The following is a 25,210-nucleotide window of genomic DNA, read 5'->3' as shown; positions in this document are numbered from 1 at the left end:
CCTGTCCTCTATTTTCAATGGGTTAGCCCATCCGCCGTTCTGGCACGCTTCTTGTAATCCACTCTGCAGATACGTTGTATTGCAAAGGAGCAATCATGTTGGAAATCTTCTTTCTCATTGGTTTTGTGGTGATGCTGATGGTGACCGGCATCTCGCTGCTGGGGATTTTCGCTGCGCTGTTGGTGGCGGCGGCATTCATGCTGTTGGGCGGGCTGTTCGCAGTGGTCATTAAGCTGCTGCCGTGGCTGATTTTGGCGGTGGTTGGGGTATGGATTTACCGTTCAATGCAGAAACCCCAGATCCGGCGTTACTGATTTTTTGCTGAATAATCAGACAGTCACACTGAAACTTGCACAATTTCCCGCACCGCGAATGCGGCAGCGATCACAGCTTGGCAGTTTTCCCCGGCGATGTGGCACATAAAGCGTGTTTTTTGCCGGACGGGGCTGTTAGGATGTGGGTCGATGCAGTGATGCGACCGATTTCATCACCGTGAGAGACACCTAAAATTCGTGTTGCTAAAGCAACCCCTGTCTCTGGCGGACTCTGCTCTACCCCTACAAAACGCAGTAACAGAAAGGGCTCCGCAAGGAGCCCTTTTCTTTGGCCGCGATCAGGGGATCAGCAGGCTGGAACCGCTGGTGCTGCGGCTTTCCAGCACCTGGTGCGCACGCTGGGCGTCGGCCAGCGCGAATTTCTGCTCGTCTCTCACCTCCACCCGAATGGCGCCGCTGCCGATCAGCGAGAACAGCTCGTTGCTGGCGTACTGCAGCTCGGCGCGGTTGGTGATGTAGCCGTTGAGGGAAGGGCGGGTGACGTACAGCGAGCCCTTCTGATTCAGCAGCGCCAGATCGACGCCGGTCACCGGGCCGGACGCGTTGCCGAAGCTGACCATCAGGCCGCGCCGCTTCAGGCTGTTGAGCGAGGCCTGCCAGGTGCTTTGCCCCACCGAATCGTATACCACGCCGACCTTCTCGCCGTGCGTCAGCTCGGCCACCCGCTGGGCGATATCCTCTTTATGGTAGTTGATGGTGGCCCAGGCGCCGGCCTGCTTCGCCAGCGCCGCCTTCTCGTCGGAGCCGACGCTGCCGATCAGGCGCGCGCCCAGCGCTTTGGCCCACTGACAGGCGATCAGCCCGACGCCGCCGGCGGCGGCATGGAACAAAAATACTTCACCCGGCTGCACTTCGTGGGTTTGGCGCAGCAGATAGTGCACCGTCAGCCCTTTCAAGAAAGAAGCGGCGCCTTGCTCAAAGCTCAGGTTGTGCGGCAGCAGCGCCACTTTCTCTTCCGGCACGTTGTGGATCTCGCTGTAGGCGCCGAGCGACGACTGCGCATACACCACCCGGTCGCCTGGTTTGATCGCGCTGACCCCGGCGCCGACCTTGACCACCACGCCGGCCGCTTCGGTGCCGAGGCCGCTCGGCAGGCTGGCCGGCGCGTACAGCCCGCTGCGCACATAGGTGTCGATGTAGTTGATGCCGATCGCCTTGTTCTCGATCTGCACTTCACCGGCAGCCGGATCGAGCGGTGTAAAATCAACGTATTGCAAGACTTCCGGTCCGCCGACGGCGGAGAATTGAATGCGCTTGGCCATAGGGTTACCTCGTTGGAGTGTCTGATTTCACCCTATTCTTTTTATTATCGGAGATCCAGTTCGCCCGTGCGGGGTTCAATACCTTTTTTGCATCGGTTATGACGCAAAAATCACGTATACTCTCGCGTCAGGATCCTTCATTCGCAACCGGATAAAGACTACGTTTCATGGCAGGAAAAAAACCAACCAACAAAACAAACGCGGACGAAACCAGAGAGCGTTCCAGAGATCGTCAGATGGAAGGGCTGAAGATGCCGCCGCACTCGCTGGAGGCCGAACAGTCGGTGTTGGGCGGTTTGATGCTGGATAACGAGCGTTGGGACAACGTGGCGGAACGCGTGGTCGCCAACGACTTCTTCAGCCGCCCGCATCGCCTGATCTTTACCGAGATGCAGCGTCTGCTGGAGATGAGCAAGCCTATCGACCTCATCACCCTGTCCGAATCGCTCGAACAGAAGGGCGAACTGGACTCGGTGGGGGGCTTCGCCTACCTGGCCGAGCTGTCGAAAAACACCCCGAGCGCCGCCAACATCGGCGCCTACGCCGACATCGTGCGCGAGCGCGCGGTGGTGCGCGAAATGATCTCGGTGGCTAACGAAATCGCCGACGCCGGCTACGATCCGCAGGGGCGTAGCAGCGAAGACCTGCTCGATCTGGCGGAATCCCGCGTATTCCAAATCGCCGAGAACCGCGCCAGCAAAGACGAGGGCCCGAAGGGCATCGAACGCATCCTGGAAGACACCGTCTCGCGCATCGAACAGCTGTATCAGCAGCCGCATGACGGCGTGACCGGGGTCGATACCGGCTATCAGGACCTCAACAAGAAAACCGCGGGCATGCAAAAGTCCGATCTGATCATCGTCGCCGCCCGTCCATCGATGGGGAAAACCACCTTCGCCATGAACCTGTGCGAAAACGCCGCGATGACCCAGGAGAAACCGGTGCTGATCTTCAGCCTGGAGATGCCCGGCGAGCAGATCATGATGCGTATGCTGGCGTCACTGTCGCGCGTGGATCAGACGCGCATCCGTACCGGCCAGCTCGACGACGAGGACTGGGCGCGCATTTCCAGCACCATGGGCATCCTGCTGGAGAAGCGCAACATGTACATCGACGACTCCTCCGGCCTGACGCCGACCGAGGTGCGCTCGCGCGCGCGGCGCATTTTCCGTGAGCACGACGGGCTTAGCCTGATCATGATCGACTACCTGCAGCTGATGCGCGTGCCGGCCTTGTCCGACAACCGTACGCTGGAGATCGCCGAGATTTCGCGCTCGCTGAAGGCGCTGGCGAAAGAGTTGCAGGTGCCGGTGGTGGCGCTGTCGCAGCTGAACCGAAGCCTGGAGCAGCGCGCCGACAAACGCCCGGTCAACTCCGACCTGCGTGAATCCGGCTCCATCGAGCAGGACGCCGACCTGATTATGTTCATCTATCGTGATGAGGTGTATCACGAGAACAGCGATCTGAAAGGGATCGCGGAAATTATTATCGGTAAGCAGCGTAACGGCCCAATCGGCACCGTGCGCCTTACCTTTAACGGCCAGTGGTCGCGTTTCGATAACTACGCGGGGCCACAATACGATGACGAATAATCAGCTAAGGAACTGAAATGAAAGCGGCAACCGCTGTAATCGACCGCCGCGCTCTGCGACATAATCTGCAACAGGTGCGCCGCCAGGCGCCGCAAAGCCGCCTGATTGCCGTTGTGAAAGCAAACGCTTATGGACATGGCCTGCTGGAAACAGCACACACCCTGCAAGACGCCGACTGCTACGGCGTGGCGCGCATCGGCGAGGCGCTGATGCTGCGCTCCGGCGGCATCGTCAAACCGATCCTGCTGCTGGAAGGCTTCTTCTGTGCCGAAGACCTGCCGGTGCTGGTGGCGAACAACATCGAAACCGCGGTGCACTGCATCGAACAGCTCGAAGCGCTGGAGCAGGCCGAGCTGGCGCGCCCGGTGCCGGTGTGGATGAAGCTCGATACCGGCATGCATCGGCTGGGGGTGCGTCCCGAACAGGCGGAAGCGTTTTATCAGCGCCTGTGCGCCTGCCGCAACGTGGCGCAGCCGGTCAATATCATGAGCCACTTCAGCCGCGCCGACGAGCCGGAGTCCGACGCCACCCTGAAACAGATCGCCTGCTTTGAGCAGTTCGCGCGCGGCAAACCGGGCCAGCGCTCGGTCGCCGCTTCCGGCGGCACGCTGCTGTGGCCGGACGCCCACAACGAGTGGGTGCGTCCCGGCATCATTCTGTACGGCGTGTCGCCGCTGGATAACGGCAGCGGCGCCGAGCATGGTCTGCAGCCGGCGATGACGCTGAAATCCAGCCTGATCGCGGTGCGCGAGCACAAGGCTGGTGAAGCGGTGGGCTATGGCGGCACCTGGATCAGCCCGCGCGATACTCGCCTTGGCGTGGTGGCGATGGGGTACGGCGACGGCTACCCGCGCAGCGCGCCGACCGGCACGCCGATCCTGATCAACGGCCGCGAAGTGCCGATCGTCGGCCGGGTGTCGATGGACATGATTTCGGTCGATCTCGGGCCGGACGCCGCCGATAAGGTGGGGGATGAAGCGGTGCTGTGGGGGCCGGCGTTGCCGGTCGAGCGCATCGCCGCCTGTACCGGCATCAGCGCTTATGAACTGATCACCAAGCTCACGCAGCGCGTGGCGATGGAATACATTGGCGACTGATACGCCGCAGGGGCCGACGCGCGTCGGCCCCGTTTCTCAGCGGGTTACTTCTTTACCGCCAACCACTTGTCGATAACCTTCTGATACTCGCCGGTCGCCTTGGCCAGGTGCAGCCACTGATCCACATACAGTTTCCAGCTCAGATCGTCGCGCGGCAGCATGTAGGCCTTTTCGCCGTACTGCATCGGTTTGGTCGGATTCACCGCGCACAGCTTCGGATAGCGCTTCTGCTGGTACAGCGCCTCGGAGGCGTCGGTGATCATCACGTCCGCCTTGCGATCCACCAGCTGCTGGAAAATGCTCATGTTGTCGTGCGTCAGCGTCAGCTTGGCTTTTGGCAGATAGGCGTGTACGAAGGCTTCGTTGGTGCCGCCCGCCGGTTCCAGCAGACGCACCGACGGTTTGTTGATCTGTTCTATCGTGCGGTATTTCTTCACGTCGGTGCAGCGCACCAGCGGAATTTTGCCGTCGGTATCCAGCTTGTCGGCGAAGAACACCTGTTTTTGTCGCTCCAGCGTGACGGAGATGCCGCCCATGGCGATGTCGCACTTGCCGGAGGCGAAGTCCGGCGTCAGGGTTTTCCAGCTGGTTTTCACCCACTTCACCTTGGCACCGAGGCTCTTCGCCAGCGATTCCGCCATGTCGATATCGATGCCTTCATAGCTGCCATCTTCCTTGAGGAAGGTGTAGGGCTTGTAGTCGCCGGTGGTGCAGACCTCCAGGGTCTTTTGCTGCAGCACTTTGTCCAGGTGGGATTGCGCGCCGGCGCTGCCGGCGGCGAGCAGCAGCGCGAGAGGGAGTAACTTTTTCATCTGGCGTCCTTTTTATACATTCGTGGTTTTATGCGTTACTTCGCCGTTAATTGTCGTTTGCCTGCATGAGTTAGCCGTTTTTTATGCCGCTTACCGGCGAAAACGCCGGGCGTTGCTGCTGTACGCGATTTAAGCGCCAGGGTGTGACGTCGGCAACGGTAAAAAAACTGGTAGGCTGTAACGTCAACATTTATTAACACAGTTTACAGGTGGCTATGTACAACATTGACGATTTTGATATGAAAATCCTGACGCTGTTACAGGCCAACGGCCGTTTGACCAATCAGGAGCTGAGCGAACTGGTGGGGCTTTCCGCTTCCCAGTGTTCACGGCGGCGCATCAGCCTGGAGCAGGCGCAGCTGATCCGCGGCTACCACGCGCGGCTGGCGCCGGAGGCGGTCGGCCTGGGGCTGGTGGGGCTGATTGAAGTCAGCCTGATCACGCACGCTCAGGAGCAGATCGACAGCTTTCATCAGATGTTGGAGGACGTGGACGCGATCCTGGACGCTTACAAGACCACCGGCGACGCCGATTACCTGCTGAAAGTGGCGGTGGCGGACCTGCCGGCGCTGAGCGAGTTCATCAGCCAGACGCTGTCGCCGCACAAAAGCGTGGCGCATATCAAAACGGCGGTGGTGCTCAATCGCATCAAGGAAAACGGTTTGTTGCCGGTGACGCGAGAAAGCTGAAACCGAATGCGCTTTTCCGTCTATATTAGGAACGTAACGCTGTGCCCAAACCACAATAAATAAACCAGGAGAAAAAAACGTGTTCCAGAACGTTGACGCCTATGCCGGCGATCCCATTCTGTCGCTGATGGAAAAATTCAAACAAGACCCGCGCGCGCACAAGGTGAACCTGAGCATTGGCCTGTACTACGATGCGCAGGGCGTTATTCCGCAGATGCGCGCGGTCGCCGCGGCGCAAGCGCAGTTGAACAGCGTCGAGCACGGCGCCTCGGTATATCTGCCGATGGAAGGGCTGCAATCCTACCGCACCGCCATCCAGCATTTGCTGTTCGGCGAGCAGCACCCGATGCTGCAGCAGGGGTGCATCGCCACCATTCAGACCGTCGGCGGTTCCGGCGCGCTGAAAGTGGGCGCGGACTTCCTGAAAAGCTACTTCCCGAATTCGCAGGTGTGGGTCAGCGATCCCACCTGGGAAAACCACGTCGCCATCTTCAGCGGCGCCGGTTTCAAGGTGAATACCTATCCGTATTTTGACGGCGAAAGCCTGGGCGTGAAGTTCGACGCCATGCTGGCTGCGCTGAAACAGCTGCCGAAGCACAGCATCGCGCTGCTGCATCCGTGCTGTCACAACCCGACCGGCTCAGACCTGACCCCCGCCCAGTGGGACGAAGTGATCAAGGTGATCGCCGATCGTGAGATCATTCCGTTCCTCGACATCGCCTATCAGGGCTTCGGCGGCGGTATGGAGCAGGACGTCTACGCCATTCGCGCCATTGCGGCGGCCGGCTTGCCGTGCCTGGTGAGCAACTCGTTCTCGAAGATCTTCTCGCTGTACGGCGAGCGCGTCGGCGGCCTGTCGGTGGTGTGTGAAAGCGAAGAAGCGGCCGGGCGCGTGCTGGGCCAGCTGAAGGCGACCGTGCGCCGCAACTACTCGAGCCCGCCGAACTTCGGCGCGCAGCTGGTGGCTAAAGTGCTGAACGACGCTGAGCTGAAAACCCAGTGGCTCAATGAAGTGGAAAGCATGCGCACCCGCATTCTCGAAATGCGCCACGCGTTGGTGGACACCCTGAAGAGCGCGCTGCCGCAGCGCAACTTCGATTACCTGCTGGCGCAGCGCGGCATGTTCAGCTACACCGGCTTCAGCGCGGCGCAGGTCGATCGCCTGCGCGAAGAGTTCGGCGTCTACCTGATCCACAGCGGCCGCATGTGCGTGGCCGGCCTGAACCACGACAACGTGCGTCAGGTAGCCGAGGCGTTTGCTGCGGTGCAGTAACGCCTGTTAGTCTGAACGGACGTTCATCGGGAGCGATAGCGATATCGCTCCTTTTTTATTGCCGGCGCGCCGCCGAAGTTGCCGCAAACCGGAGAGAGAATATACTGATTGAGGGGCGCTCACTCATGTGGCATCAGCAAACGCTAATCCTCAGCGCAAAAGCGCGTGGCTTTCATCTGGTTACCGACGAGATCACCAACCAGTTAACCCACTTACACCGCCTGCAAACCGGCCTGCTGCATCTGTTGCTGCAGCATACCTCGGCCTCGCTGACGCTCAACGAGAACTGCGATCCCACGGTGCGAGCCGATATGGAGCAGCATTTTCTGCGTCAGGTGCCGGAAAACGCCCCCTATCAACATGACTACGAAGGGCCGGACGACATGCCGGCGCACATCAAATCCTCGTTGCTGGGCGCTTCCTTGACGCTGCCCGTCAGGCACGGGCGGCTGATGTTGGGCACATGGCAGGGCATCTGGCTGGGGGAGCACCGCATCCACGGCGGAGCACGCCGTATTGTGGCCACATTACAGGGGGAATAACCCAATGAATAACAGCGCATTGCTGGAGTACTGCATGGCGAAGCCGGGCGCGGAGCAAAGCGACCAGAACCAGTGGCAGGCCAGCCAGATCAAGGTGGGCGACGTGATGTTCGCCATGGTGTGCGAAGTGGAAGGGCGGCCGGCGCTGGCGGTCAAGTCCAGCCCGGAGCTGGCGGAAAGCCTGCGCGAACACCACCCTGAGATCGTCGCCTGCGACGGCCTGAACAAGGCGCACTGGAATACGGTATTTCTCGACGGCAACCTGCCGAACTCGCAGTTTTATACGTTGATCGACAGCTCCTATCAGCTGGTGGTGGAAGGCCTGCCCGAACACGTGCGCCAGGAACTGCGCGCCTGATTGCCGGGCGGCGGCGCCGCCCGTTTTCTCCTGCTTTCTCGCGTTAAACCGTGATCGCGGTTTTAAATTGGGAACGTTCCCTTTTTATTGCCGGGCTAAAGCGGCTACGCTTGGGCATTCAAGAAACGCGGATGAAGGAGGCCGACATGGCCATGAGCGAAGAAAAGCGCAAGATGATCGCCGGGGAACTGTACGACGCCGGCGATGAACTGCTGCGCAGCGAGCGTCGGCGCGCGCGCCAGATAACGCATCGCTACAACCACTCATCGCCGGAAGAGGGCGAGCTGCGCAAACAGTGGCTGGGCGAGCTGCTGGGCGGCTATCAAGGCGGCGCCATCGAGCCGACGTTCCGCTGCGACTACGGCTATAACATCTATCTCGGCAAGAACTTCTACGCTAATTTCGACTGCGTGATCCTCGACGTGTGCGAGGTGCACATCGGCGACAACTGCCTGCTGGCGCCGGGCGTGCATATCTACACCGCCACTCATCCGCTGGACGCCGAGACCCGCGTCGGCGGCGCGGAGTTCGGCAAGCCGGTCAAGATTGGCAACAACGTGTGGATCGGCGGGCGCGCGGTGATCAATCCGGGCGTGACCATCGGCGATAATGCGGTCGTGGCCTCCGGCGCGGTGGTGACCAAAGACGTGCCGGCCAACTGCGTGGTGGGCGGCAACCCGGCGCGCGTGCTGAAAACGCTGTAAGCCCTCGGGCGGATTAAAACATGCTGCCATGGCGCTCGAAGCCGTGCATCTCGATGTCTTTGAGCGCCTTGAAGCGTTTGACCATCACCGCATGGTCTGACAGCAGATTGCTGATGCGAACAAACAGCTCCTTGTTCTCTTCTTCGCACTGCTCCAGCCAGGCCTGCGGATTCACGCCGTGCTGCATCCAGGGGCCGACGGCCAGCAGCCGCACCGTGTTGGCGTAGCTCGGGCACACCGCGAGCGCCACGCGATCGGCGGAATACTCCTGCGCGCGAGTGGTCGCCAGGCCGGGCAGCACCAGCGACTGCGGCACAACGCCGATCGCCAGACGCCACAGCGACACGTGCCGCAGCTTGTGATGGGCCAATTCATGGGCCAGCACGAACTCCACGATCTCCGGCGCGGTGGGCATCAGCATGGCGATTTCAGCATGGATCACCACGTAGCGCTGGCGGCGGTTGCATTCCAGCGCGAAGGCGTTGACCACGCCGTTGCCGTTGGTCAGATAAAGCTTGGGCAGCGTCTTGAGTTCCAGCCGACGGCCGATATCCTGATACAGCGCGAACAGTTCCGGAAATTGCGCCGGCCCGATGCGCAAGGCGTTGGATTTCGCCTGTGCGGCGAGATAGAAACGGTAAATATAGAAAGCGATCGGGATCAGCGGTAATAACGCGAGCAGGCTGAGGGTATCCAATGTTTCCTTGGCGTCGTCTCCCAACCCAAGTGCAGTTCCATCCGTATTTACCACGACGGCGGCGATGCCAAATAAAAAACCGAACAAGGTAATTATCGCCGATAGCCAGATCATGGGCATTTCCCAGCGGTGGCGAAATGCGGTGAAATTACGACATTCCGTCGCATGATGTTGACACATAAAATATCCTTAATAAGGGAAAGCCACGCCTGACATTGTCAGGTAAATAATGAATGTTTAATTATCCATCCGTTTACCTAACACTCAGCTAAACTGTAGTTCGTTTTTTAATCATGGCGTTTATCCCTTCCTGCACAGACTTAGGCAAAAACGTCAAAAACTGTAGCTGGCGCTGGTGAAGGCCATGCCCGAGGTGGTTTTCTCAACGATGGGGCTGTCGGCCGCGTCGCCCAGCAGGCGCGTTACGCCGACGCCGGCCTGGAAGGCCACGTTCGGTCGCCATTGGTAGTTGAGTGCGGCGGTGAGCGTCGCGTCCTTGAAGCCGCTGCCCGGCCGATATGCGCTGAAGGCGCTGTGCTGCGCCTGCTGCGACGTCACGCCGAAATAGCCGCGCTGATAGCCGCTGTTGGCCCAGGTGGTGGAGAGATTGCCGATAAGCGTCAGCTGTTCGCTGAGCGGATATTGCCCGGTCAGTCCGCTTTCCACATAGGCGGTGTGGCCCAGTTCTTCCCCGCCGTAGCTGCGTTTGCGCGTCGCCTGCATCCCTTTGACATAGGCGCGGAAGGGGTCGAGTTGGTAGCTCAGCTCAGCGCCGGCTTCCAGCGCGCCGCCCAGTTTGCCCATGCCTTTGAGCCGGGTGTTGCGCCCGCGCAAGGTTTTGATTTCCTCGTCACGGCCGGCGTCATAGTTGAGCAATAACGCGATGCCGACGGGCCCGGCGATGGGGAATTGCCAGCGCGCCCCTTCGCTGCCCGCGCTGAATTCTCCCCAGCTGGCGTTTTGATAGCCGGCATTCACCTGATACAGCGGTTCAATGCTGTAAAAAGACGAGCCTTCATAGGCGGGAGCGACGGCGAGGCCGCCGGCGAGCGTTAAAGACGCTTCGCCGTCCTGCGCCTGACCGGCGAGGGGAAAAAGAAAGAGCAGGGCGGCGGCAGAGGTACCCAGTTTATTATCCACGTTAAACACCTTTATATCATCCCATTGAATAAACGGCCCGCAGGCCCGCGTTTAAATGACGGCTTATTGATAAACGCCATGTTTATATTGATTAATCGACAGACGACGGCGCGCCATTGGCGTTATTTCACCGCAATAGTGAAACGCATGGGGAATAAACAAAAGCCAAACAAATGGCATGATGGGGCGAGTTTATTATTGGCTGGGTTCAAAGCGCCTGTTTTTAAAGGAATGATGCAGAGAAGCGTATTTAATGTTTCTCGCAGAGGGATAGGTTGATTGCTCAACGAGGCGGAATAGGGCGCCTCGTTGAGCGTATCATCCGCCGTTATTTTTCCAACAGCGGTTTCAGGAAGCGCGCGGTGTGCGATTTTTCACACTCGGCGACCGTTTCCGGCGTGCCGGCGACCAGGATCTCGCCGCCGCCGCTGCCGCCTTCCGGCCCCAGATCGACGATCCAGTCGGCGGTTTTGATCACGTCCAGGTTATGCTCGATGACCACGATGGTATTGCCCTGATCGCGCAGCTGATGCAGCACCGCCAACAGCTGTTGGATATCGGCGAAGTGCAGACCGGTGGTCGGCTCGTCGAGAATATACAGCGTCTGGCCGGTGCCGCGTTTCGACAGCTCGCGCGCCAGCTTGACGCGCTGCGCCTCACCGCCGGAGAGCGTGGTAGCCGACTGGCCGAGGCGGATGTAGGACAGGCCGACATCCATCAGGGTTTGCAGCTTGCGCGCCAGCGCCGGCACCGCGTCGAAGAAATCGCGCGCTTCTTCGATGGTCATCTCCAGCACTTCGTGGATGCTCTTGCCTTTGTACTTCACTTCCAGCGTTTCGCGGTTATAGCGTTTGCCTTTGCACTGGTCGCACGGGACGTAGATGTCCGGCAGGAAGTGCATCTCGACCTTGATCACCCCGTCGCCCTGGCAGGCTTCACAGCGCCCGCCCTTGACGTTGAAGCTGAAGCGGCCCGGCGTATAGCCGCGGCTGCGCGACTCCGGCACGCCCGCGAACAGCTCGCGCACCGGGGTGAAGATGCCGGTGTAAGTGGCCGGGTTGGAGCGCGGCGTGCGGCCGATCGGGCTCTGATCGATATCGATCACCTTGTCGAAATGTTCCAGGCCGGTCACTTCGCGGAACGGCGCAGGCTCGGCGATGGTAGCGCCGTTAAGCTGGCGCTGGGCGATCGGGAACAGCGTATCGTTGATCAGCGTCGACTTGCCGGAGCCGGACACGCCGGTGATGCAGGTAAACAGACCGACCGGCAGCGTTAGCGTCACGTCCTTCAGGTTGTTGCCGCGCGCACCGCTCAGCTTCAGCACCTTGGTCGGATCGGCCTGCACGCGCTGCGCCGGGATGGCGATCTCGCGTTTGCCGCTGAGGAACTGGCCGGTCAGCGATTCCGGCTGCGCCATGATGTCATCGACGGTGCCTTCCGCCACCACCTGGCCGCCGTGCACGCCGGCGCCGGGGCCGATGTCGATCACGTGGTCGGCGGCGCGGATGGCGTCTTCGTCATGCTCCACCACGATCACCGTGTTGCCGAGGTTGCGCAGGTGGGTCAGCGTTTCCAGCAGGCGCTCGTTGTCGCGCTGGTGCAGGCCGATCGACGGCTCATCCAGCACGTACATCACGCCCACCAAACCGGCGCCGATCTGGCTGGCCAAGCGGATACGCTGCGCTTCGCCGCCGGAGAGCGTTTCCGCCGACCGGGACAGCGACAGATAGTTCAGGCCGACGTTCACCAGGAACTTCAGGCGATCGCCGATCTCTTTCAGCACTTTCTCGGCGATCTTGGCGCGCTGGCCGCTGAGCTTCATGTTCTGGAAGAACGTCATCGCATGGCCGATGCTCAGATCGGAGATCTCCGGCAGCGTGGTGTCTTCGACGAACACGTTGCGCGCCTCTTCACGCAGGCGGGTGCCGTGGCACGAGGCGCAAGGGCGGTTGCTGATGAACTTCGCCAGCTCTTCGCGCACCGCGCTGGATTCGGTCTCTTTATAGCGGCGCTCCATGTTGTGCAGCACGCCTTCGAACGGGTGGCGGCGCACGGTGGTGTCACCGCGATCGTTGATGTATTTGAATTCGATCGACTCTTTGCCGGAGCCGCTCAGCACCGCCTTCTGCACGTTGGCGCTCAGGGTGTTGAACGGGGCTTCGACGTCGAACTCATAGTGCTCCGCCAGCGAGCGCAGCATCTGGAAGTAATAGAAGTTGCGGCGATCCCAGCCGCGGATTGCGCCGCCGGCCAGCGACAGCTCGGGGTTTTGCACCACGCGATCCGGATCGAAGAACTGTTGCACGCCCAGGCCGTCGCAGGTCGGGCAGGCGCCGGCCGGGTTGTTGAAGGAAAACAGGCGCGGTTCCAGTTCGCGCATGCTGTAGCCGCAGATCGGGCAGGCGAAGTTGGCGGAGAACAGCAGCTCGTCCGCTTTTTCGTCGTCCATGTCCGCCACCACCGCGGTGCCGCCCGAGAGCTCCAGCGCGGTTTCGAACGATTCGGCCAGGCGCTGCGCCATGTCGTCGCGCACCTTGAAACGGTCGACCACCACTTCGATGGTGTGTTTTTTCTGCAGCTCCAGCTTCGGCGGATCGGACAGATCGCACACTTCACCGTCGATGCGCGCGCGGATATAGCCTTGGGCGGCCAGGTTTTCCAGCGTTTTGGTGTGTTCGCCCTTGCGATCTTTCACCACCGGCGCCAGCAGCATCAGGCGCTTGCCTTCCGGCTGGCTCAGCACGTTGTCCACCATCTGGCTGACGGTTTGCGCCGCCAGCGGCACATGGTGATCCGGGCAGCGCGGCTCGCCGACGCGGGCGAACAGCAGGCGCAGGTAGTCGTGGATCTCGGTGATGGTGCCGACCGTGGATCGCGGGTTGTGCGAGGTGGATTTTTGCTCGATGGAGATCGCCGGCGACAGACCTTCAATATGGTCGACGTCCGGTTTTTCCATCAGCGACAGGAACTGGCGCGCATAGGCGGAGAGTGATTCGACATAGCGCCGCTGCCCTTCGGCATACAGCGTATCGAAAGCCAGCGAAGACTTGCCGGAACCGGACAGGCCGGTGACGACGATCAGTTTGTCACGCGGGATGATCAGGTTGATGTTTTTCAGATTATGGGTTCGAGCACCACGAACTTCGATATTGTCCATTTACACTTCCCGTCTTGATGATACACCGCGCCTGTCGCGATTTTTGCGGGGGATTTTGTGATGGATCTCGCAAAAAACCGGCACAGCCAGGTCGAAACGCATAATTATGACACAAAAAAACCTGAATGGATATCCAGTATGCGAATGCAATAAGGTCGATTGGAAAGACAATTCTGGAATGCAATTCGCACTTATCAACACGGGTGTGGTTTCGTACTCAGCGTGGTAAACTGACGCGTTTATACTGTGTAGAAATCAATCATCGGGAGAAGTGCTCATGGCCAGCAGAGGCGTAAACAAAGTAATTCTGGTCGGGAATCTGGGTCAGGATCCAGAAGTCCGTTACATGCCGAACGGCGGCGCAGTGGCCAACATTACCCTGGCGACCTCCGAAAGCTGGCGTGACAAAGCGACCGGCGAACAGAAAGAGAAGACCGAGTGGCACCGCGTCGTGCTGTTCGGCAAACTGGCTGAAGTGGCGGGCGAATACCTGCGCAAAGGCTCTCAGGTCTATATCGAAGGCTCCCTGCAGACCCGTAAATGGCAGGATCAGAGCGGCCAGGATCGCTACACCACCGAGATCGTGGTTAACGTCGGCGGCACCATGCAGATGCTGGGCGGCCGTCAGGGCGGCGGCGCACCGGCCGGTCAATCTGCCGGCGGCCAGGGCGGTTGGGGCCAGCCTCAACAGCCACAGGGCGGCAACCAGTTCAGCGGCGGCCAGCAGCAGTCTCGTCCGGCGCAGAACAGCGCTCCGGCGACCAGCAACGAACCGCCAATGGATTTCGACGACGATATTCCGTTCTAAGCCTGGCGACAGCGCTAAAAAAACCCCGCTCAGGCGGGGTTTTTTGTGGGCGCTCACTGCCGATTTTCTGCGGCGGTGTCGCCAATCAGTAAATTGCTACCGGGTTGATGTTAACCTGGGTTGAACCGACATACAGCGGTTGCCCCAGCACGAACAGGAATTCCCAGGTTTTCGTGCGCACCAGTGGGCGGCTGTCGATCAGTTCCAGGTTATAGACGCCGCGTTTGGCCAGCAGGTATTGGTTGACCGGGAACTCTTCGTCATTTTTCGGGTTAGGGTATACTTCGGAAGCCCAGGTATCACCGCCGAAGGCCACGATGCCTTGGTCAGCCAACCATTTCGCCGCTTCCATGCCGATACCCGGTTCAACTTCCAGGAACTTTTTATTGTCTTTGCCAATCAGCTCCAGCCAGCCGGTGTTGAACAAGACAACGTCGCCTTTGCGTAAACTGATGCCCTGCTTTTTAAGCACCGCTTGAATATCCGCAACGGAAAATTCGGTGCCGCCCGGAACGATGTCTTTATGATAATAAGCCGTCATATCGAGTACGACGCCGCGTGTGACCATGGGCGGCACTTTTTCCACGCCCAATTTTTTCACGCCATCTACGGTGACGAAATCCGCCGCCTTATTGCCGTTATAATAAACATTGTCGATGCCGATATGGCCAATGCCATTCAACTGAGTGCCGACGCCGGTCCAGGCATTCACCAATTCATCATTAAAGGTGAATTTATTTGGGCCAAGCGTTTTACCGTCCTGCTGACCAGGCTGAATATTATATAAGCGGAAGCTGCGGTGGCGGAACGCCGGGAAATCTTTATCGACGGGCACCGCCAATGACAATGTTTTGCCTTGTTTTACCAACTGCACGGACTGTAATACCCCTTCTGGCGTGAGCAGGTTGGCCGCGCCGATTTCGTCTTTTGCACCGTAAACGGAAGGATACCAGTCTGACGGCTGAGCGGCGGACTCTGCGGCGTGTGCAGGCACTGTGGCAAGCAAAGGCAGCAAGAGGGAGAGGCGATACAATGATTTCATCAGTGACTCATCCTTATAACAACGTATTGCAGGGTGAATGAAAATGAGCCGTCCGGACATGGCGACATCAGGCCGCCGAATAATAACCGGTAGAGAAAGAAGCTCATTTTTGGGTGCGCGGGGTGTATTAGCGTAATGCCTTATAACAAGGCGTGGTGAATAACCACCCGACAATGACTTCCTTATGCGGAAATAAATAACGCCGGGCGAGCGGCGTCATTGATATTATTTTTTCAGCTCAGCACTCATGGTGACGAAATTACCCATATAGGCGCTGGTGATTTTGTAGCCGCTTGCGCCGGCCTCTTGCGCTTTTTTAGCGATGAGGGCTTCGGTGGAATCCAGCGTGCTGCCGGTTGCGGTAACGCTCTCTGCTGCAGCGTTAAACGACAGCGTGGAAAACAGAGCGAGTGAAATAACGGTGGTCATGGTTTTCATATCTTTATCCTGTGTTCGATGATTCGAAAAATAAGGGTGTCCGGTACGACACGATGGAGCGAAGGATAAAGGGGGCAGTGAGGTGAATAAATAACAGAATCGTCAATAAACTATTCCGTTTTTGTACATAAACTGATTCGATTGTTGTATTTCACGCGGGATTGGCGGCGTAAAGCGTGGGCAGGGGAAACAAGCGTGCATCGACGTCGTCAGGCTTGCATACTGCGGCAAGCCAATAAAAAGCCCCTCGCGGGGCTTGGATGTTACGCCGAGAAGCCGCCGTCGATGCTCAGGCTGGCGCCGGTGATATAACCCGCCTGCGGGCCCGCCAGGTAGGCGACAAAACCGGCGATCTCTTCATCTTTGCCGTAGCGGCCGATCGCCATCAGCTGCTTGAGCTGATCGGCGAACTCGCCGGCGTCCGGGTTCATTTCGGTGTCCACCGGGCCGGGCTGCACGTTATTGACGGTGATGCCGCGCGGGCCGAGATCGCGCGCCATGCCTTTGGTCAGGCCGACCAGCGCCGATTTGCTCATCGCATACACCGCCGCGCCGCCGAACGGCACGCGTTCGGCGTTGGTGCTGCCGATGTGGATGATACGGCCGCCGTCATTCATGTGGCGCGCCGCCTCTTGGCTGGCGACGAATACGCTGCGCACGTTGACCGCCAGCATGCGATCCAGATCGTCCAGCGCCAGCGCTTCGGTGCTGCCCAATGTAAACACCCCGGCGTTGTTCACCAGAATATCCAGGTTGCCGAAGTGGCTCACCGCCTGGCGAACCGCCTGCTGCAGCGCCGCTGCATCGGCGCTGTCGGCCTTGATGGCGAGGGCTTTGCCGCCGGCGGCGGTCACGGCGCTCGCCACCGCTTCGGCGCGATCGGCCGAGGCGGCGTAGGTAAAGGCGACGGCGGCGCCTTCGTTCGCCAACCGTTTCACGATGGCGGCGCCGATGCCGCGGGAGCCGCCCTGAACGAATGCGACTTTGCCTTGCAGAGGTTGTGCTGTCGTCATGCTATTTCTCCAAAGTGGGTGAGGGGATTGCGCTGTCATTCAGTATGGGTGAAATGAATGGCGATCACTGTCCACAAAGAGCTCTGGCCGCCTGAAACGAGAAAAGCCCCTTGCGGGGCTTCTTTCTTCCGTCGATTGGCTGTCCGACGATCAGTTGAAGATTTCTGCGGTGCCGTACAGTTTGTTTTGGCCGCCGGCGGCGACGATGCGGTAGGAACTGGCGCCCGACGCGGCGGCTTTGCTGGCCAGTTCGCTTTCCAGCGCGCTCAGGTTGGCGGCGCCGCTCACGGTGACTACGCCGATTTTCTGCGCGTCTGCGGCTGGCTGGCTGGTTGGCAGGTCAGCGGCGAAGGTAGAGAAAGAAGCGGTAGCCAGCAGTGCAGCGGTAGCAAAAATTTTGACGTTTTTCATGATGTGTTCCTCAGAGTATTTATTAGGTGAGAGCGCGTTGTCTCTCGATGTGTTAAATACTAGTGCACCGGGTGTGAATAAAAAATCGGAGAGTTTTGAGTATCTCTGTCAAATAAATTGACGGTTTTTCAGCCGTTGGCGTGCGGCAAAAATTGCCACTACCCTTTACAGACGATCCTTAACCGGAGAAGCGTCATGACGGTAAACGCGTTTATCGGCAGCTGGGCGTTGGTGTCGTCGGCGTTCAAAAACCAGAACGGCGAGCTGAATTACCCGCTGGGCGAGCAGGTGTTGGGGCGCATCCACTATGAGGCCAACGGCACAATGGCGGCGCAGCTATACAGCGCCGTGCGGCCGCGTTTCGTCGCCGACGATTTGGCGCAGGGATCCGAGCGGGAGATCCATGCCGCCTTCATCAATATGATTTGCTATTTCGGCCGTTATCAGGTGGAAGAAAGCGAGCAACGGGTGGTGCATCAGGTTGAAGGCTGCTCGTTCCCCAATTGGATAGGCAGCCGTCAGGTGCGCTTTTACGCCTTTAACGCCGATCGGCTGACGTTGCGCACGGTGCCGCTGCAGCTCGGCAACGGCGTGCAGATCGGCGAACTGGTGTGGCAGCGGACGGGAGCGTCATCATGATCATTGTTCATCATCTCAATCACTCGCGGTCGCAGCGCATTCTGTGGTTTTTGGAAGAGCTGGGCGTGCCCTATCAGGTGCAACGCTACGAGCGCGATCCGCACACTCTGCTGGCGCCGCCGGCGCTGAAAAAGATCCACCCGCTGGGCAAATCGCCGGTGATCGTCGATGGCGATCTGACGCTGGCGGAATCCGGCGCCATTATCGAATACTTGCAGGAGGCCTACGACGCACAGGGCATGTTTATGCCGACGGACTTCCACGCGCGCCAGCAATACCGCTACTGGTTGCACTACGCAGAGGGATCGCTGATGCCGCTGTTGGTGATGAAGCTGGTGTTCAGCCGTCTCGGCCAGCCGCCGATCCCCTGGCTGCTGCGGCCGGTGGCGGGCGCGATCGGCAAGGGCGTACAGCGCGAATACCTCGACAAACAGATCGCGCCGCACTGCGAGTATCTCGAACAGCACCTGAACAAGGGCAGCTGGTTCGTCGGCAACGATTTCAGCGCGGCGGACATACAGATGAGCTTCCCGCTCGAGGCGATGGCGGCGCGCGGCGCGTTGGACAATTGCCCGAAACTGCGCGGCTTCCTGCAGCGCATCCACGCCCGGCCCGCTTACCAGCGGGCGCTGGAACAGGGCGGCCCTTACGACCTGCTGAGTTAAGCGGATGGGCTATACTCGATGGGGTCATTCTTCATCGGAGGTAGCCCATGGCTACGCAAATCTTCGTAAATCTGCCCGTACGCGATCTGCCCGCCTCTATGGCGTTTTTCACCCAGCTCGGCTTCAGTTTCAACCCGCAATTTACCGACGATACCGCCGCCTGCATGGTGGTCAGCGACACGATTTACGTGATGCTGCTGACCCACGACAAATTCAGGATGTTTACCCCGAACCCGATCGGCGACGCCAAACAGGCCACCGAAGTGTTGGTGTGCCTGTCGCAACCCAGCCGGGCGGCGGTGGACGAACTGGTGCGCAAGGCGATCGCCGGCGGCGGCAATACCTATCATCCGCCGCGGGACTATGGCGTGATGTACGGTCACGGATTTCAGGACCTGGACGGCCATATCTGGGAATTGATGTATATGGATCCCGCAGCGGTGCAGGCGCAATAAGATCGCCGTGAAACAGGCTGGCAGGGGCGCCGGATCGCCCCGTCTTTTCGCGCAGAAGCCCTTCCCGCCGCTTTCTGCATAAATTGCCGCGATCTTTAGTTGATTAGACGCTAGGGAAGGCAGGATAATCGTTTGCCTTGAATAAACCACCATAAATCACCCGTACCGCGCGCTGCGAGTTAAACGTTTGCCTTGGTGCGCATCGCCGTTGGCGGTGCGACGGAAGGGCAAGGAAGCGGAACGTGACGTAAACGATTACGTGGCGATCAGGCGCGGGCGAGATTACAGGCCTGCTGCGACGGGCCGATTCATGAAACACAGGGGAAGTAACCTATGTCGAACTCTCAAGCGAACCACGCCGCAAAACCAACCGGCGGGCTTGATGGCTATTTTAAAATTTCCGCGCGCGGCAGCAGCGTGCGTCAGGAGGTGGTGGCGGGGCTGACCACCTTCCTGGCGATGGTGTACTCGGTGATCGTGGTGCCGAGCATGCTGGGCAAAGCGGGCTTCCCGCCGGCGGCGGTGTTCGTTTCCACCTGTCTGGTGGCCGGTCTGGGCTCGCTGCTGATGGGGCTGTGGGCTAACCTGCCGATGGCCATCGGCTGTGCGATCTCGTTGACCGCCTTTACCGCTTTCAGCCTGGTGCTCGGCCAACATATCAGCATTCCGGTGGCGCTGGGCGCGGTGTTCCTGATGGGCGTGCTGTTCACCGTCATCTCGGTCACCGGCATCCGCGCCTGGATCCTGCGCAACCTGCCGATGGGCGTGGCGCACGGCACCGGCATCGGCATCGGGCTGTTCCTGCTGCTGATCGCCGCCAACGGCGTCGGCCTGGTGGTGAAGAACCCGCTGGATGGCTTGCCGGTGGCGCTCGGCGCGTTCACCTCTTTCCCGGTCGTCATGACGCTGGTCGGCCTGGCGGTGATCTTCGGCCTGGAGAAACTGCGCGTGCCCGGCGGCATTCTGCTGGTGATCATCGCCATTTCCATCATCGGCCTGATCTTCGACCCGGCAGTGAAATATCAGGGGCTGTTCGCCATGCCGAGCCTGGCGGACGCTGACGGTAAATCGTTGATCTTCAGCCTGGATATCATGGGCGCATTGCAGCCGGTGGTGTTGCCGAGCGTGCTGGCGCTGGTGATGACCGCGGTGTTCGACGCCACCGGCACCATCCGCGCGGTAGCCGGGCAGGCCAACCTGCTGGACAAAGACGGCCAGATCATCAACGGCGGCAAGGCGCTGACCTCGGATTCCCTGAGCAGCATCTTCTCCGGGCTGGTGGGCGCCGCGCCCGCCGCAGTCTACATCGAGTCCGCCGCCGGCACCGCCGCGGGCGGCAAGACCGGCCTGACCGCCACCGTGGTCGGCGTTCTGTTCCTGCTGATCCTGTTCCTGTCGCCGCTGGCCTATCTGGTGCCGGTCTACGCCACCGCGCCGGCGCTGATGTACGTCGGCCTGTTGATGCTGAGCAACGTCACCAAGCTGGACTTCAACGACTTCGTCGACGCGATGGCCGGCCTGCTGTGCGCCGTGTTCATCGTGCTGACCTGCAACATCGTCACCGGCATCATGCTGGGTTTCAGCTCGCTGGTCATCGGCCGCATCTTCTCCGGCGAATGGCGCAAGCTGAACATCGGCACCGTGCTGATCGCCGTGGCGCTGGTGGCGTTCTACGCCGGCGGCTGGGCGATTTAAGCCTCTTGGGTTTCCCTCGCCCATCGGGCGGGGGAGCCTGTGACGGCAATTCCCTTCTTAAGATAAGTCTTCTTCTGCTCTGCACCGCGTTTTGAAAGGCACAACAAGCTTTAACGGCTGTAAAAAAAGTGATCTACTATCGGGACCAACGCAGGCCCTGAGCCGATGTCGTCTGAATCGTAGAGTCTAAGGAAAGCATGGAAATCTTTTTTACAATCCTCATTTTGATCCTGGTGGTCTCCCTGTCCGGGGTGGTGACGCGCATGTTGCCGTTCCAGGTGCCGCTGCCGCTGATGCAAATCGCCATCGGGGCCCTGTTGGCCTGGCCGCATTTCGGGCTGCACGTCGATTTTGATCCCGAACTGTTCCTGGTGCTGTTCATCCCGCCGTTGCTGTTCGCCGACGGCTGGAAAACGCCGACGCGCGAGTTCCTGCATCACGGGCGTGAAATTCTCGGCCTGGCGCTGGTGCTGGTGCTGATCACCGTGGTCGGCGTCGGTTATCTGATCTACGCCATGGTGCCGGGCATTCCGCTGGTGGCGGCCTTCGCGCTGGCGGCGGTGCTGTCGCCGACCGATGCCGTGGCGCTGTCCGGCATCGTCGGCAAAGGGCGGATTCCCAAGCCGATCATGGGCGTGCTCGAGGGCGAGGCGCTGATGAATGACGCGTCTGGCCTGGTGTCGCTCAAGTTCGCCATCGCGGTGGCGATGGGCACGATGGTGTTCACCGTGGGCGGCGCGACCCTTGAATTCCTCAAAGTGGCGATCGGCGGCCTGTTGGCCGGCGTGGCGGTCACCTGGACTTACAGTAAATCGCTGCGGGTGATGAGCCGCTGGAGCGGCGACGATCCGGCGACCCAGATCGTGTTCCTGCTGCTGCTGCCGTTCGCGTCCTACCTGATCGCCGAACATATCGGCGTTTCCGGCATCCTGGCGGCGGTGGCGGCGGGGATGACCATCAGCCAATCCGGCGTGATCCGCAACGCGCCGCTGGCGATGCGCCTGCGCGCCAACAGCGTGTGGGCGATGCTGGAATTCGTGTTCAACGGCATGGTGTTCATCATGCTGGGCCTGCAGCTGCCGGGCATTCTTGAAACCTCCATCCTGCAGGCGGAGCTGGATCCGACCATCCAGACCTGGTATCTGTTCGCCGACGTGGCCACCATCTACGCCGCGCTGCTGGTGCTGCGTTTCACCTGGCTGTGGGTGATGAAGAAGGCCAGCAACCGCTTTATGAAAAAGCGTCCGCTGCAGTTCGGCGATTACAGCACACGTGAGCTGTGGGTGGCGTCGTTCGCCGGGGTGCGCGGGGCGATTACCCTGGCCGGCGTGCTGTCGATACCGCTGTTGTTGAGCGACGGCACCGCCTTCCCGGCGCGCTATCAGCTGGTGTTTATCGCCGCCGGGGTGATCCTGCTGTCGTTGATTGTCGGCGTGCTGGCGTTACCGCTGCTGTTGCGCGGCGTGCAGGTGACCGACAAGAGCGCCAGCAAGCAGGAAGAGCGCATGGCGATCGCCATGGCGGCCGAGGTGGCGATCGAGAGCGTGAATAAAATGGAAGAGCGCCTGGTCGCCGATACCGAAGAGAATCTCGATCCGCAGGTGTTGAAAGAGGTCAGCTCGCGGGTGACGGGCATGCTGCGGCGGCGTATCGCGTCGAAAGACGATATCGAGAATGCGCTGGCGATGGAAAACCTCGAGCGGCGTTTCCGCCTGACGGCGCTGCGCGCCGAGCGCGGCGAGCTGTACCACCTGCGCGCCACGCAGAAAATCAGCAACGAGACGCTGCAAAAACTGCTGCACGATCTCGATTTGCTCGAAGCGCTGTTGATCGAGCGCGAGGGGTAAACGCAGAGGGAGGAATAAACGTTTTTCCTCGTTATCCCCATCCTGAAGGGCCGCCTGTGCGGCCCTTGTTTTTTGGCTACTTGAGCGGCGGCCAGTAGTCGCGGCAGCAGGCGATCCAGGCCTGTGCGCTGTGCGACAAATAGCTGCCCTGGCGCCAGATCAGGCCGATTTTCCATTCCATGCGCGGTTCCAGCGGCAGCCAGACCAGGTTTTCCTTATCCAGCCAGCGGCAAACCGGCTCCGGCAGCATGGCGATGCCCACGCCGGCCTGCACCATCGAGGCGAGGAAGTCCCATTGGCCGCTGCGCACCGCGATTTGCGGTTCAAAACCGGCCAGGCGAAACGCCTTCATCAGCATCTTGTACAGCGCAAAGTCTTCGTTATAAATCAGGATCGGGCTGTCGGCCAATTCGGCGATATTGATGCTGGTGCGGTTGAGCCACTGCGGCGTGCGCGGCGCCACCACGCACATCGGGTGGCCCAGCAGCGGCAGAAAGGTCAGCGGCTGCTCCGAGTCGAAGGGCAACACCGTCATCGCCAGATCCAGTTCGCCGGACATCACCGCCTGTTCGACCGACAGCCCGCCCAGCTCGGAAATCTTCAATTCGATGCCGGGGTAGGTCTGACGAAAGCGGCGGATCAGATCGGCGATCTGCCTGCCGACCATCGGCGGAATGCCCAGCCGCAACACGCCCTTTTTCACCGAGCTGATGTCTTCCAGCTCCGCCTCCAACTGGCGGAATTCGTCGAGGATCGTCAGGCCGCGCTGATACACCGCCTGGCCGCTGTCGGTCAGGCGCAGCTTGCGGCCTTCGCGGATCAGCAGCGTGCATTCCAGCTCCTCCTCCAGATGCCGCAGCATTTTGCTGATGGTGGGCTGGGTGACGAACAGTTTTTCCGCCGCGCGGGTGAAGCTTTGCTGGCGCACTACTTCAACGAAGTAGCGCAGGGTGCGGACATCCACGTTAGGGTTCTCCTTGGGGACGCTACCGGCGGGAAACTATTCCCGGACGGCATGATGTCGATAATTTTAATTCATTTCAGGCGTGGTTTCCCGGCTGCGTATACTGTAGGCCGTCAATTATTGTTTGAGGTCATCTTTCATGTCTCTGGCGTTACGCCGCGTTGCCCCCTCCCTGCTGACCCGTTTGCAGGTGCCGATTCAGGTGGCGTTGTATGCGGCGCTGTTCCTGATCGCCGATCGCCTGGTGCAACAATTCCACCTGCCGCTCCCCGCCAATATCGTCGGCATGCTGATGCTGCTGGCGCTGATCCTGCTGCGCATTCTGCCGCTCAGCTGGGTCAAGGCCGGCTCCCGCTGGCTGCTGGCGGAAATGCTGCTGTTTTTCGTGCCGGCGGTGGTGGCGGTGGTCAACTATGCCCAGCTGCTGATGGTCGAGGGCTGGAAGATCTTTCTGGTGATCGCAGTCAGCACCGTGCTGACGCTGGGCGCCACCGGGCTGGTGGTGGACAGGGTGTATCGGCTGGAGATTTGGCTGCAGCGGCGGAAGCAGCGCCATGAATGATTTTATCCTTAGCCTGGCCTGTTTTCTGGCGACGCTGGCGCTGTATTTCGCCAACAAGAAACTCTATCGCCGCCGCCGCACGTTGCTGCTGATGCCGCTGGTGCTGACGCCGATGATTCTGGTGCTGCTGCTGGTGGTCACCCATATCTCCTATCAGGACTACATCGGTGAAACCCACTGGCTGCTGTGGCTGCTGGGGCCGGCGACCATCGCCTTCGCGGTGCCGGTGTACGAGAATCTGCATATCATCCGTCGCCACTGGCTGTCGCTGACCGCCGGGGTAACGACCGCGGTGCTGGTGGCGGTGTACAGCTCGGTGTGGCTGGCGCGCCTGTTGACGCTGCCGGAAGAGGTGCAGCGCAGCCTGGCGGTGCGGTCGATCACCACGCCGTTCGCGCTGGAGGCCGCCAAACAGATGGGCGGGCAGCCGGATCTGGTGGCGCTGTTCGTGGTGATCACCGGGGTGTTCGGCATGGCGGTGGGGGATATTTTGTTTTTGCGGCTGGCGGTGCGCAGCCGTCTGGCGAAGGGCGCCGGATTTGGCGCCTCGTCGCACGGCGCCGGCACTGCCCGCGCCTATGAGCTGGGGCCGCAGGAGGGCGTGGTGTCGAGTTTGGTGATGATGCTGGCCGGCATCATCACGGTCGTGGCCGCGCCATTGATCGGCCGGCTGATGTGGTAAGACCTCTTGGGGCGGGCTCTGCCGCCCCATTGACATTGTCTGCGGTTGGGAACGGTGCCGTTGATTTGCGCACGAAAAAACGCAAAATTTTTTCAGCATAATTTTTCCCATTGTTATAACAAAAAGCGATAGAGCCGCTGCCGATAAAACCGGGCATAAATTTCGATGACAATGAATTAATTAAATTATTAATTATTGTTTTTCAAACAATAAAGTATAACTTATTGATATGGAGAGGCTCTTATCGTAAGAATTGCTGCATATTAACCTCGATGAATAATACAAAAAAATATTAATTATTCTCTAATCATCTCAGGTTAATACAAGTTCA

Annotated in this window: 26 protein-coding genes; 16 read left to right on the top strand and 10 right to left on the bottom strand. The window is 59.9% G+C overall.

What is annotated here, in order from left to right:
- Positions 1-95: 95 nt before the first annotated feature.
- Positions 96-314 (top strand): envelope stress response protein PspG, encoded by a 219-nt coding sequence (pspG, locus tag EDY99_RS18925; protein WP_033644411.1) that lies wholly within the window; start codon positions 96-98, stop codon positions 312-314.
- Positions 315-613: 299 nt separating this feature from the next.
- Here pspG and EDY99_RS18920 read toward each other — a convergent pair whose 3' ends face one another.
- Entirely contained in the window at positions 614-1,597 is a 984-nt protein-coding gene (locus EDY99_RS18920; RefSeq protein WP_033644412.1) for a quinone oxidoreductase, read from the bottom strand.
- Positions 1,598-1,764: 167 nt separating this feature from the next.
- On the opposite strand from EDY99_RS18920, the gene dnaB reads away from it, so the two are divergent.
- Together dnaB and alr are read left to right on the top strand one after the other, a co-directional pair.
- On the top strand, positions 1,765-3,189 hold the full coding sequence (gene dnaB, locus EDY99_RS18915; RefSeq protein WP_025160134.1) for a replicative DNA helicase: 1,425 nt from the start codon (positions 1,765-1,767) through the stop codon (positions 3,187-3,189).
- A gap of 17 nt (positions 3,190-3,206) precedes the next feature.
- Entirely contained in the window at positions 3,207-4,286 is a 1,080-nt protein-coding gene (gene alr / locus EDY99_RS18910; RefSeq protein WP_123061994.1) for an alanine racemase, read from the top strand.
- 44 nt (positions 4,287-4,330) lie between these two features.
- On the opposite strand, the gene EDY99_RS18905 is transcribed toward alr, so the two are convergent.
- On the bottom strand, positions 4,331-5,098 hold the full coding sequence (locus EDY99_RS18905; RefSeq protein WP_033651220.1) for a transporter substrate-binding domain-containing protein: 768 nt from the start codon (positions 5,096-5,098) through the stop codon (positions 4,331-4,333).
- Positions 5,099-5,313: 215 nt separating this feature from the next.
- Here EDY99_RS18905 and EDY99_RS18900 point away from each other — a divergent pair, with 215 nt between their 5' ends.
- The 5 genes from EDY99_RS18900 (at position 5,314) to maa (ending at position 8,664) form a co-directional block, all read left to right on the top strand.
- On the top strand, positions 5,314-5,787 hold the full coding sequence (locus tag EDY99_RS18900) for an Lrp/AsnC family transcriptional regulator (protein WP_025304444.1): 474 nt from the start codon (positions 5,314-5,316) through the stop codon (positions 5,785-5,787).
- Positions 5,788-5,866: 79 nt separating this feature from the next.
- Positions 5,867-7,060, top strand: coding sequence for an amino acid aminotransferase (locus EDY99_RS18895; protein WP_123061993.1), 1,194 nt, complete (start codon positions 5,867-5,869; stop codon positions 7,058-7,060).
- 125 nt (positions 7,061-7,185) lie between these two features.
- The gene (locus EDY99_RS18890) at positions 7,186-7,602 is read left to right on the top strand and encodes a secondary thiamine-phosphate synthase enzyme YjbQ (RefSeq protein WP_016930264.1); all 417 of its coding nucleotides are present in this window, start codon (positions 7,186-7,188) and stop codon (positions 7,600-7,602) included.
- A 4-nt stretch (positions 7,603-7,606) separates the two neighbouring features.
- The gene (locus tag EDY99_RS18885; protein WP_019453210.1) at positions 7,607-7,960 is read left to right on the top strand and encodes an MmcQ/YjbR family DNA-binding protein; all 354 of its coding nucleotides are present in this window, start codon (positions 7,607-7,609) and stop codon (positions 7,958-7,960) included.
- 146 nt (positions 7,961-8,106) lie between these two features.
- Entirely contained in the window at positions 8,107-8,664 is a 558-nt protein-coding gene (maa, locus tag EDY99_RS18880; RefSeq protein WP_103101919.1) for a maltose O-acetyltransferase, read from the top strand.
- A gap of 13 nt (positions 8,665-8,677) precedes the next feature.
- On the opposite strand, the gene EDY99_RS18875 is transcribed toward maa, so the two are convergent.
- The 3 genes from EDY99_RS18875 to uvrA all read right to left on the bottom strand — a co-directional run bounded on the left by EDY99_RS18875 (position 8,678) and on the right by uvrA (position 13,658).
- The gene (locus EDY99_RS18875; protein WP_164489284.1) at positions 8,678-9,475 is read right to left on the bottom strand and encodes a M48 family metallopeptidase; all 798 of its coding nucleotides are present in this window, start codon (positions 9,473-9,475) and stop codon (positions 8,678-8,680) included.
- A 219-nt stretch (positions 9,476-9,694) separates the two neighbouring features.
- Positions 9,695-10,501, bottom strand: coding sequence for a MipA/OmpV family protein (locus EDY99_RS18870; RefSeq protein WP_033651345.1), 807 nt, complete (start codon positions 10,499-10,501; stop codon positions 9,695-9,697).
- A gap of 328 nt (positions 10,502-10,829) precedes the next feature.
- Positions 10,830-13,658, bottom strand: a complete 2,829-nt coding sequence (uvrA, locus tag EDY99_RS18865) for an excinuclease ABC subunit UvrA (RefSeq protein ID WP_123061992.1) — start codon at positions 13,656-13,658, stop codon at positions 10,830-10,832.
- Positions 13,659-13,935: 277 nt separating this feature from the next.
- On the opposite strand from uvrA, the gene ssb1 reads away from it, so the two are divergent.
- Positions 13,936-14,466 (top strand): single-stranded DNA-binding protein SSB1, encoded by a 531-nt coding sequence (gene ssb1 / locus EDY99_RS18855; RefSeq protein ID WP_004936793.1) that lies wholly within the window; start codon positions 13,936-13,938, stop codon positions 14,464-14,466.
- 85 nt (positions 14,467-14,551) lie between these two features.
- Here the strand turns inward: ssb1 and EDY99_RS18850 are convergent, their stop codons facing one another.
- The 4 genes from EDY99_RS18850 to EDY99_RS18835 all read right to left on the bottom strand — a co-directional run bounded on the left by EDY99_RS18850 (position 14,552) and on the right by EDY99_RS18835 (position 17,370).
- On the bottom strand, positions 14,552-15,682 hold the full coding sequence (locus tag EDY99_RS18850) for a cyclase family protein (protein WP_241157683.1): 1,131 nt from the start codon (positions 15,680-15,682) through the stop codon (positions 14,552-14,554).
- Positions 15,683-15,733: 51 nt separating this feature from the next.
- Entirely contained in the window at positions 15,734-15,946 is a 213-nt protein-coding gene (locus EDY99_RS18845) for a DUF1471 domain-containing protein (protein WP_033644427.1), read from the bottom strand.
- Positions 15,947-16,209: 263 nt separating this feature from the next.
- The gene (locus EDY99_RS18840; RefSeq protein ID WP_033644429.1) at positions 16,210-16,959 is read right to left on the bottom strand and encodes a 3-oxoacyl-ACP reductase family protein; all 750 of its coding nucleotides are present in this window, start codon (positions 16,957-16,959) and stop codon (positions 16,210-16,212) included.
- A 150-nt stretch (positions 16,960-17,109) separates the two neighbouring features.
- A complete protein-coding gene (locus EDY99_RS18835) occupies positions 17,110-17,370 on the bottom strand; it encodes a YdgH/BhsA/McbA-like domain containing protein (RefSeq protein WP_069100422.1) in 261 nt (86 codons plus the stop codon).
- 195 nt (positions 17,371-17,565) lie between these two features.
- Between EDY99_RS18835 and EDY99_RS18830 the strand changes: the two genes are divergently transcribed.
- The 5 genes from EDY99_RS18830 (at position 17,566) to EDY99_RS18810 (ending at position 22,671) form a co-directional block, all read left to right on the top strand.
- Positions 17,566-18,009 (top strand): lipocalin-like domain-containing protein, encoded by a 444-nt coding sequence (locus tag EDY99_RS18830; protein ID WP_033644432.1) that lies wholly within the window; start codon positions 17,566-17,568, stop codon positions 18,007-18,009.
- Entirely contained in the window at positions 18,006-18,674 is a 669-nt protein-coding gene (locus EDY99_RS18825) for a glutathione S-transferase family protein (protein ID WP_033644433.1), read from the top strand. The genes EDY99_RS18830 and EDY99_RS18825 overlap by 4 nt, the downstream gene beginning before the upstream one ends.
- A gap of 47 nt (positions 18,675-18,721) precedes the next feature.
- The gene (locus EDY99_RS18820) at positions 18,722-19,129 is read left to right on the top strand and encodes a VOC family protein (RefSeq protein ID WP_015379207.1); all 408 of its coding nucleotides are present in this window, start codon (positions 18,722-18,724) and stop codon (positions 19,127-19,129) included.
- 333 nt (positions 19,130-19,462) lie between these two features.
- The gene (locus EDY99_RS18815) at positions 19,463-20,824 is read left to right on the top strand and encodes an NCS2 family permease (RefSeq protein ID WP_033644434.1); all 1,362 of its coding nucleotides are present in this window, start codon (positions 19,463-19,465) and stop codon (positions 20,822-20,824) included.
- 197 nt (positions 20,825-21,021) lie between these two features.
- Positions 21,022-22,671 (top strand): Na+/H+ antiporter, encoded by a 1,650-nt coding sequence (locus EDY99_RS18810; protein ID WP_004936822.1) that lies wholly within the window; start codon positions 21,022-21,024, stop codon positions 22,669-22,671.
- Between the two features lie 76 nt (positions 22,672-22,747).
- On the opposite strand, the gene EDY99_RS18805 is transcribed toward EDY99_RS18810, so the two are convergent.
- Positions 22,748-23,635 carry a LysR family transcriptional regulator gene (locus EDY99_RS18805; RefSeq protein WP_033644435.1) on the bottom strand — a complete coding sequence of 296 codons (888 nt, stop codon included), beginning with the start codon at positions 23,633-23,635 and terminating at the stop codon, positions 22,748-22,750.
- 139 nt (positions 23,636-23,774) lie between these two features.
- Between EDY99_RS18805 and EDY99_RS18800 the strand changes: the two genes are divergently transcribed.
- On the top strand, positions 23,775-24,197 hold the full coding sequence (locus tag EDY99_RS18800; RefSeq protein WP_089192300.1) for a CidA/LrgA family protein: 423 nt from the start codon (positions 23,775-23,777) through the stop codon (positions 24,195-24,197).
- Complete coding sequence (locus EDY99_RS18795; protein WP_004936833.1) at positions 24,190-24,879, top strand: LrgB family protein; 690 nt, start codon at positions 24,190-24,192, stop codon at positions 24,877-24,879. The genes EDY99_RS18800 and EDY99_RS18795 overlap by 8 nt, the downstream gene beginning before the upstream one ends.
- Positions 24,880-25,210 lie beyond the last annotated feature (331 nt).

Origin of the sequence: Serratia sp. LS-1, assembly GCF_003719595.1 — a bacterium.
Classification (GTDB): domain Bacteria; phylum Pseudomonadota; class Gammaproteobacteria; order Enterobacterales; family Enterobacteriaceae; genus Serratia; species Serratia ureilytica.
The sequence above is the reverse complement of the archived record's forward strand: the minus strand, read 5'-3'. Positions and strand labels throughout refer to the sequence as shown.

What these genes read in the sequence shown, in the direction of transcription:
- EDY99_RS18840 (WP_033644429.1), bottom strand. Translation starts at nt 16,959, where the DNA reads ATGACGACAGCACAACCTCTGCAAGGCAAAGTCGCATTCGTTCAGGGC.
- EDY99_RS18905 (WP_033651220.1), bottom strand. Translation starts at nt 5,098, where the DNA reads ATGAAAAAGTTACTCCCTCTCGCGCTGCTGCTCGCCGCCGGCAGCGCC.
- EDY99_RS18920 (WP_033644412.1), bottom strand. Translation starts at nt 1,597, where the DNA reads ATGGCCAAGCGCATTCAATTCTCCGCCGTCGGCGGACCGGAAGTCTTG.
- EDY99_RS18835 (WP_069100422.1), bottom strand. Translation starts at nt 17,370, where the DNA reads ATGAAAAACGTCAAAATTTTTGCTACCGCTGCACTGCTGGCTACCGCT.
- dnaB (WP_025160134.1), top strand. Translation starts at nt 1,765, where the DNA reads ATGGCAGGAAAAAAACCAACCAACAAAACAAACGCGGACGAAACCAGA.
- EDY99_RS18845 (WP_033644427.1), bottom strand. Translation starts at nt 15,946, where the DNA reads ATGAAAACCATGACCACCGTTATTTCACTCGCTCTGTTTTCCACGCTG.
- EDY99_RS18875 (WP_164489284.1), bottom strand. Translation starts at nt 9,475, where the DNA reads ATGATCTGGCTATCGGCGATAATTACCTTGTTCGGTTTTTTATTTGGC.
- EDY99_RS18800 (WP_089192300.1), top strand. Translation starts at nt 23,775, where the DNA reads ATGTCTCTGGCGTTACGCCGCGTTGCCCCCTCCCTGCTGACCCGTTTG.
- EDY99_RS18820 (WP_015379207.1), top strand. Translation starts at nt 18,722, where the DNA reads ATGGCTACGCAAATCTTCGTAAATCTGCCCGTACGCGATCTGCCCGCC.
- EDY99_RS18810 (WP_004936822.1), top strand. Translation starts at nt 21,022, where the DNA reads ATGGAAATCTTTTTTACAATCCTCATTTTGATCCTGGTGGTCTCCCTG.
- EDY99_RS18885 (WP_019453210.1), top strand. Translation starts at nt 7,607, where the DNA reads ATGAATAACAGCGCATTGCTGGAGTACTGCATGGCGAAGCCGGGCGCG.
- pspG (WP_033644411.1), top strand. Translation starts at nt 96, where the DNA reads ATGTTGGAAATCTTCTTTCTCATTGGTTTTGTGGTGATGCTGATGGTG.
- EDY99_RS18795 (WP_004936833.1), top strand. Translation starts at nt 24,190, where the DNA reads ATGAATGATTTTATCCTTAGCCTGGCCTGTTTTCTGGCGACGCTGGCG.
- EDY99_RS18815 (WP_033644434.1), top strand. Translation starts at nt 19,463, where the DNA reads ATGTCGAACTCTCAAGCGAACCACGCCGCAAAACCAACCGGCGGGCTT.
- maa (WP_103101919.1), top strand. Translation starts at nt 8,107, where the DNA reads ATGGCCATGAGCGAAGAAAAGCGCAAGATGATCGCCGGGGAACTGTAC.
- alr (WP_123061994.1), top strand. Translation starts at nt 3,207, where the DNA reads ATGAAAGCGGCAACCGCTGTAATCGACCGCCGCGCTCTGCGACATAAT.
- EDY99_RS18900 (WP_025304444.1), top strand. Translation starts at nt 5,314, where the DNA reads ATGTACAACATTGACGATTTTGATATGAAAATCCTGACGCTGTTACAG.
- ssb1 (WP_004936793.1), top strand. Translation starts at nt 13,936, where the DNA reads ATGGCCAGCAGAGGCGTAAACAAAGTAATTCTGGTCGGGAATCTGGGT.
- EDY99_RS18825 (WP_033644433.1), top strand. Translation starts at nt 18,006, where the DNA reads ATGATCATTGTTCATCATCTCAATCACTCGCGGTCGCAGCGCATTCTG.
- EDY99_RS18830 (WP_033644432.1), top strand. Translation starts at nt 17,566, where the DNA reads ATGACGGTAAACGCGTTTATCGGCAGCTGGGCGTTGGTGTCGTCGGCG.
- EDY99_RS18890 (WP_016930264.1), top strand. Translation starts at nt 7,186, where the DNA reads ATGTGGCATCAGCAAACGCTAATCCTCAGCGCAAAAGCGCGTGGCTTT.
- uvrA (WP_123061992.1), bottom strand. Translation starts at nt 13,658, where the DNA reads ATGGACAATATCGAAGTTCGTGGTGCTCGAACCCATAATCTGAAAAAC.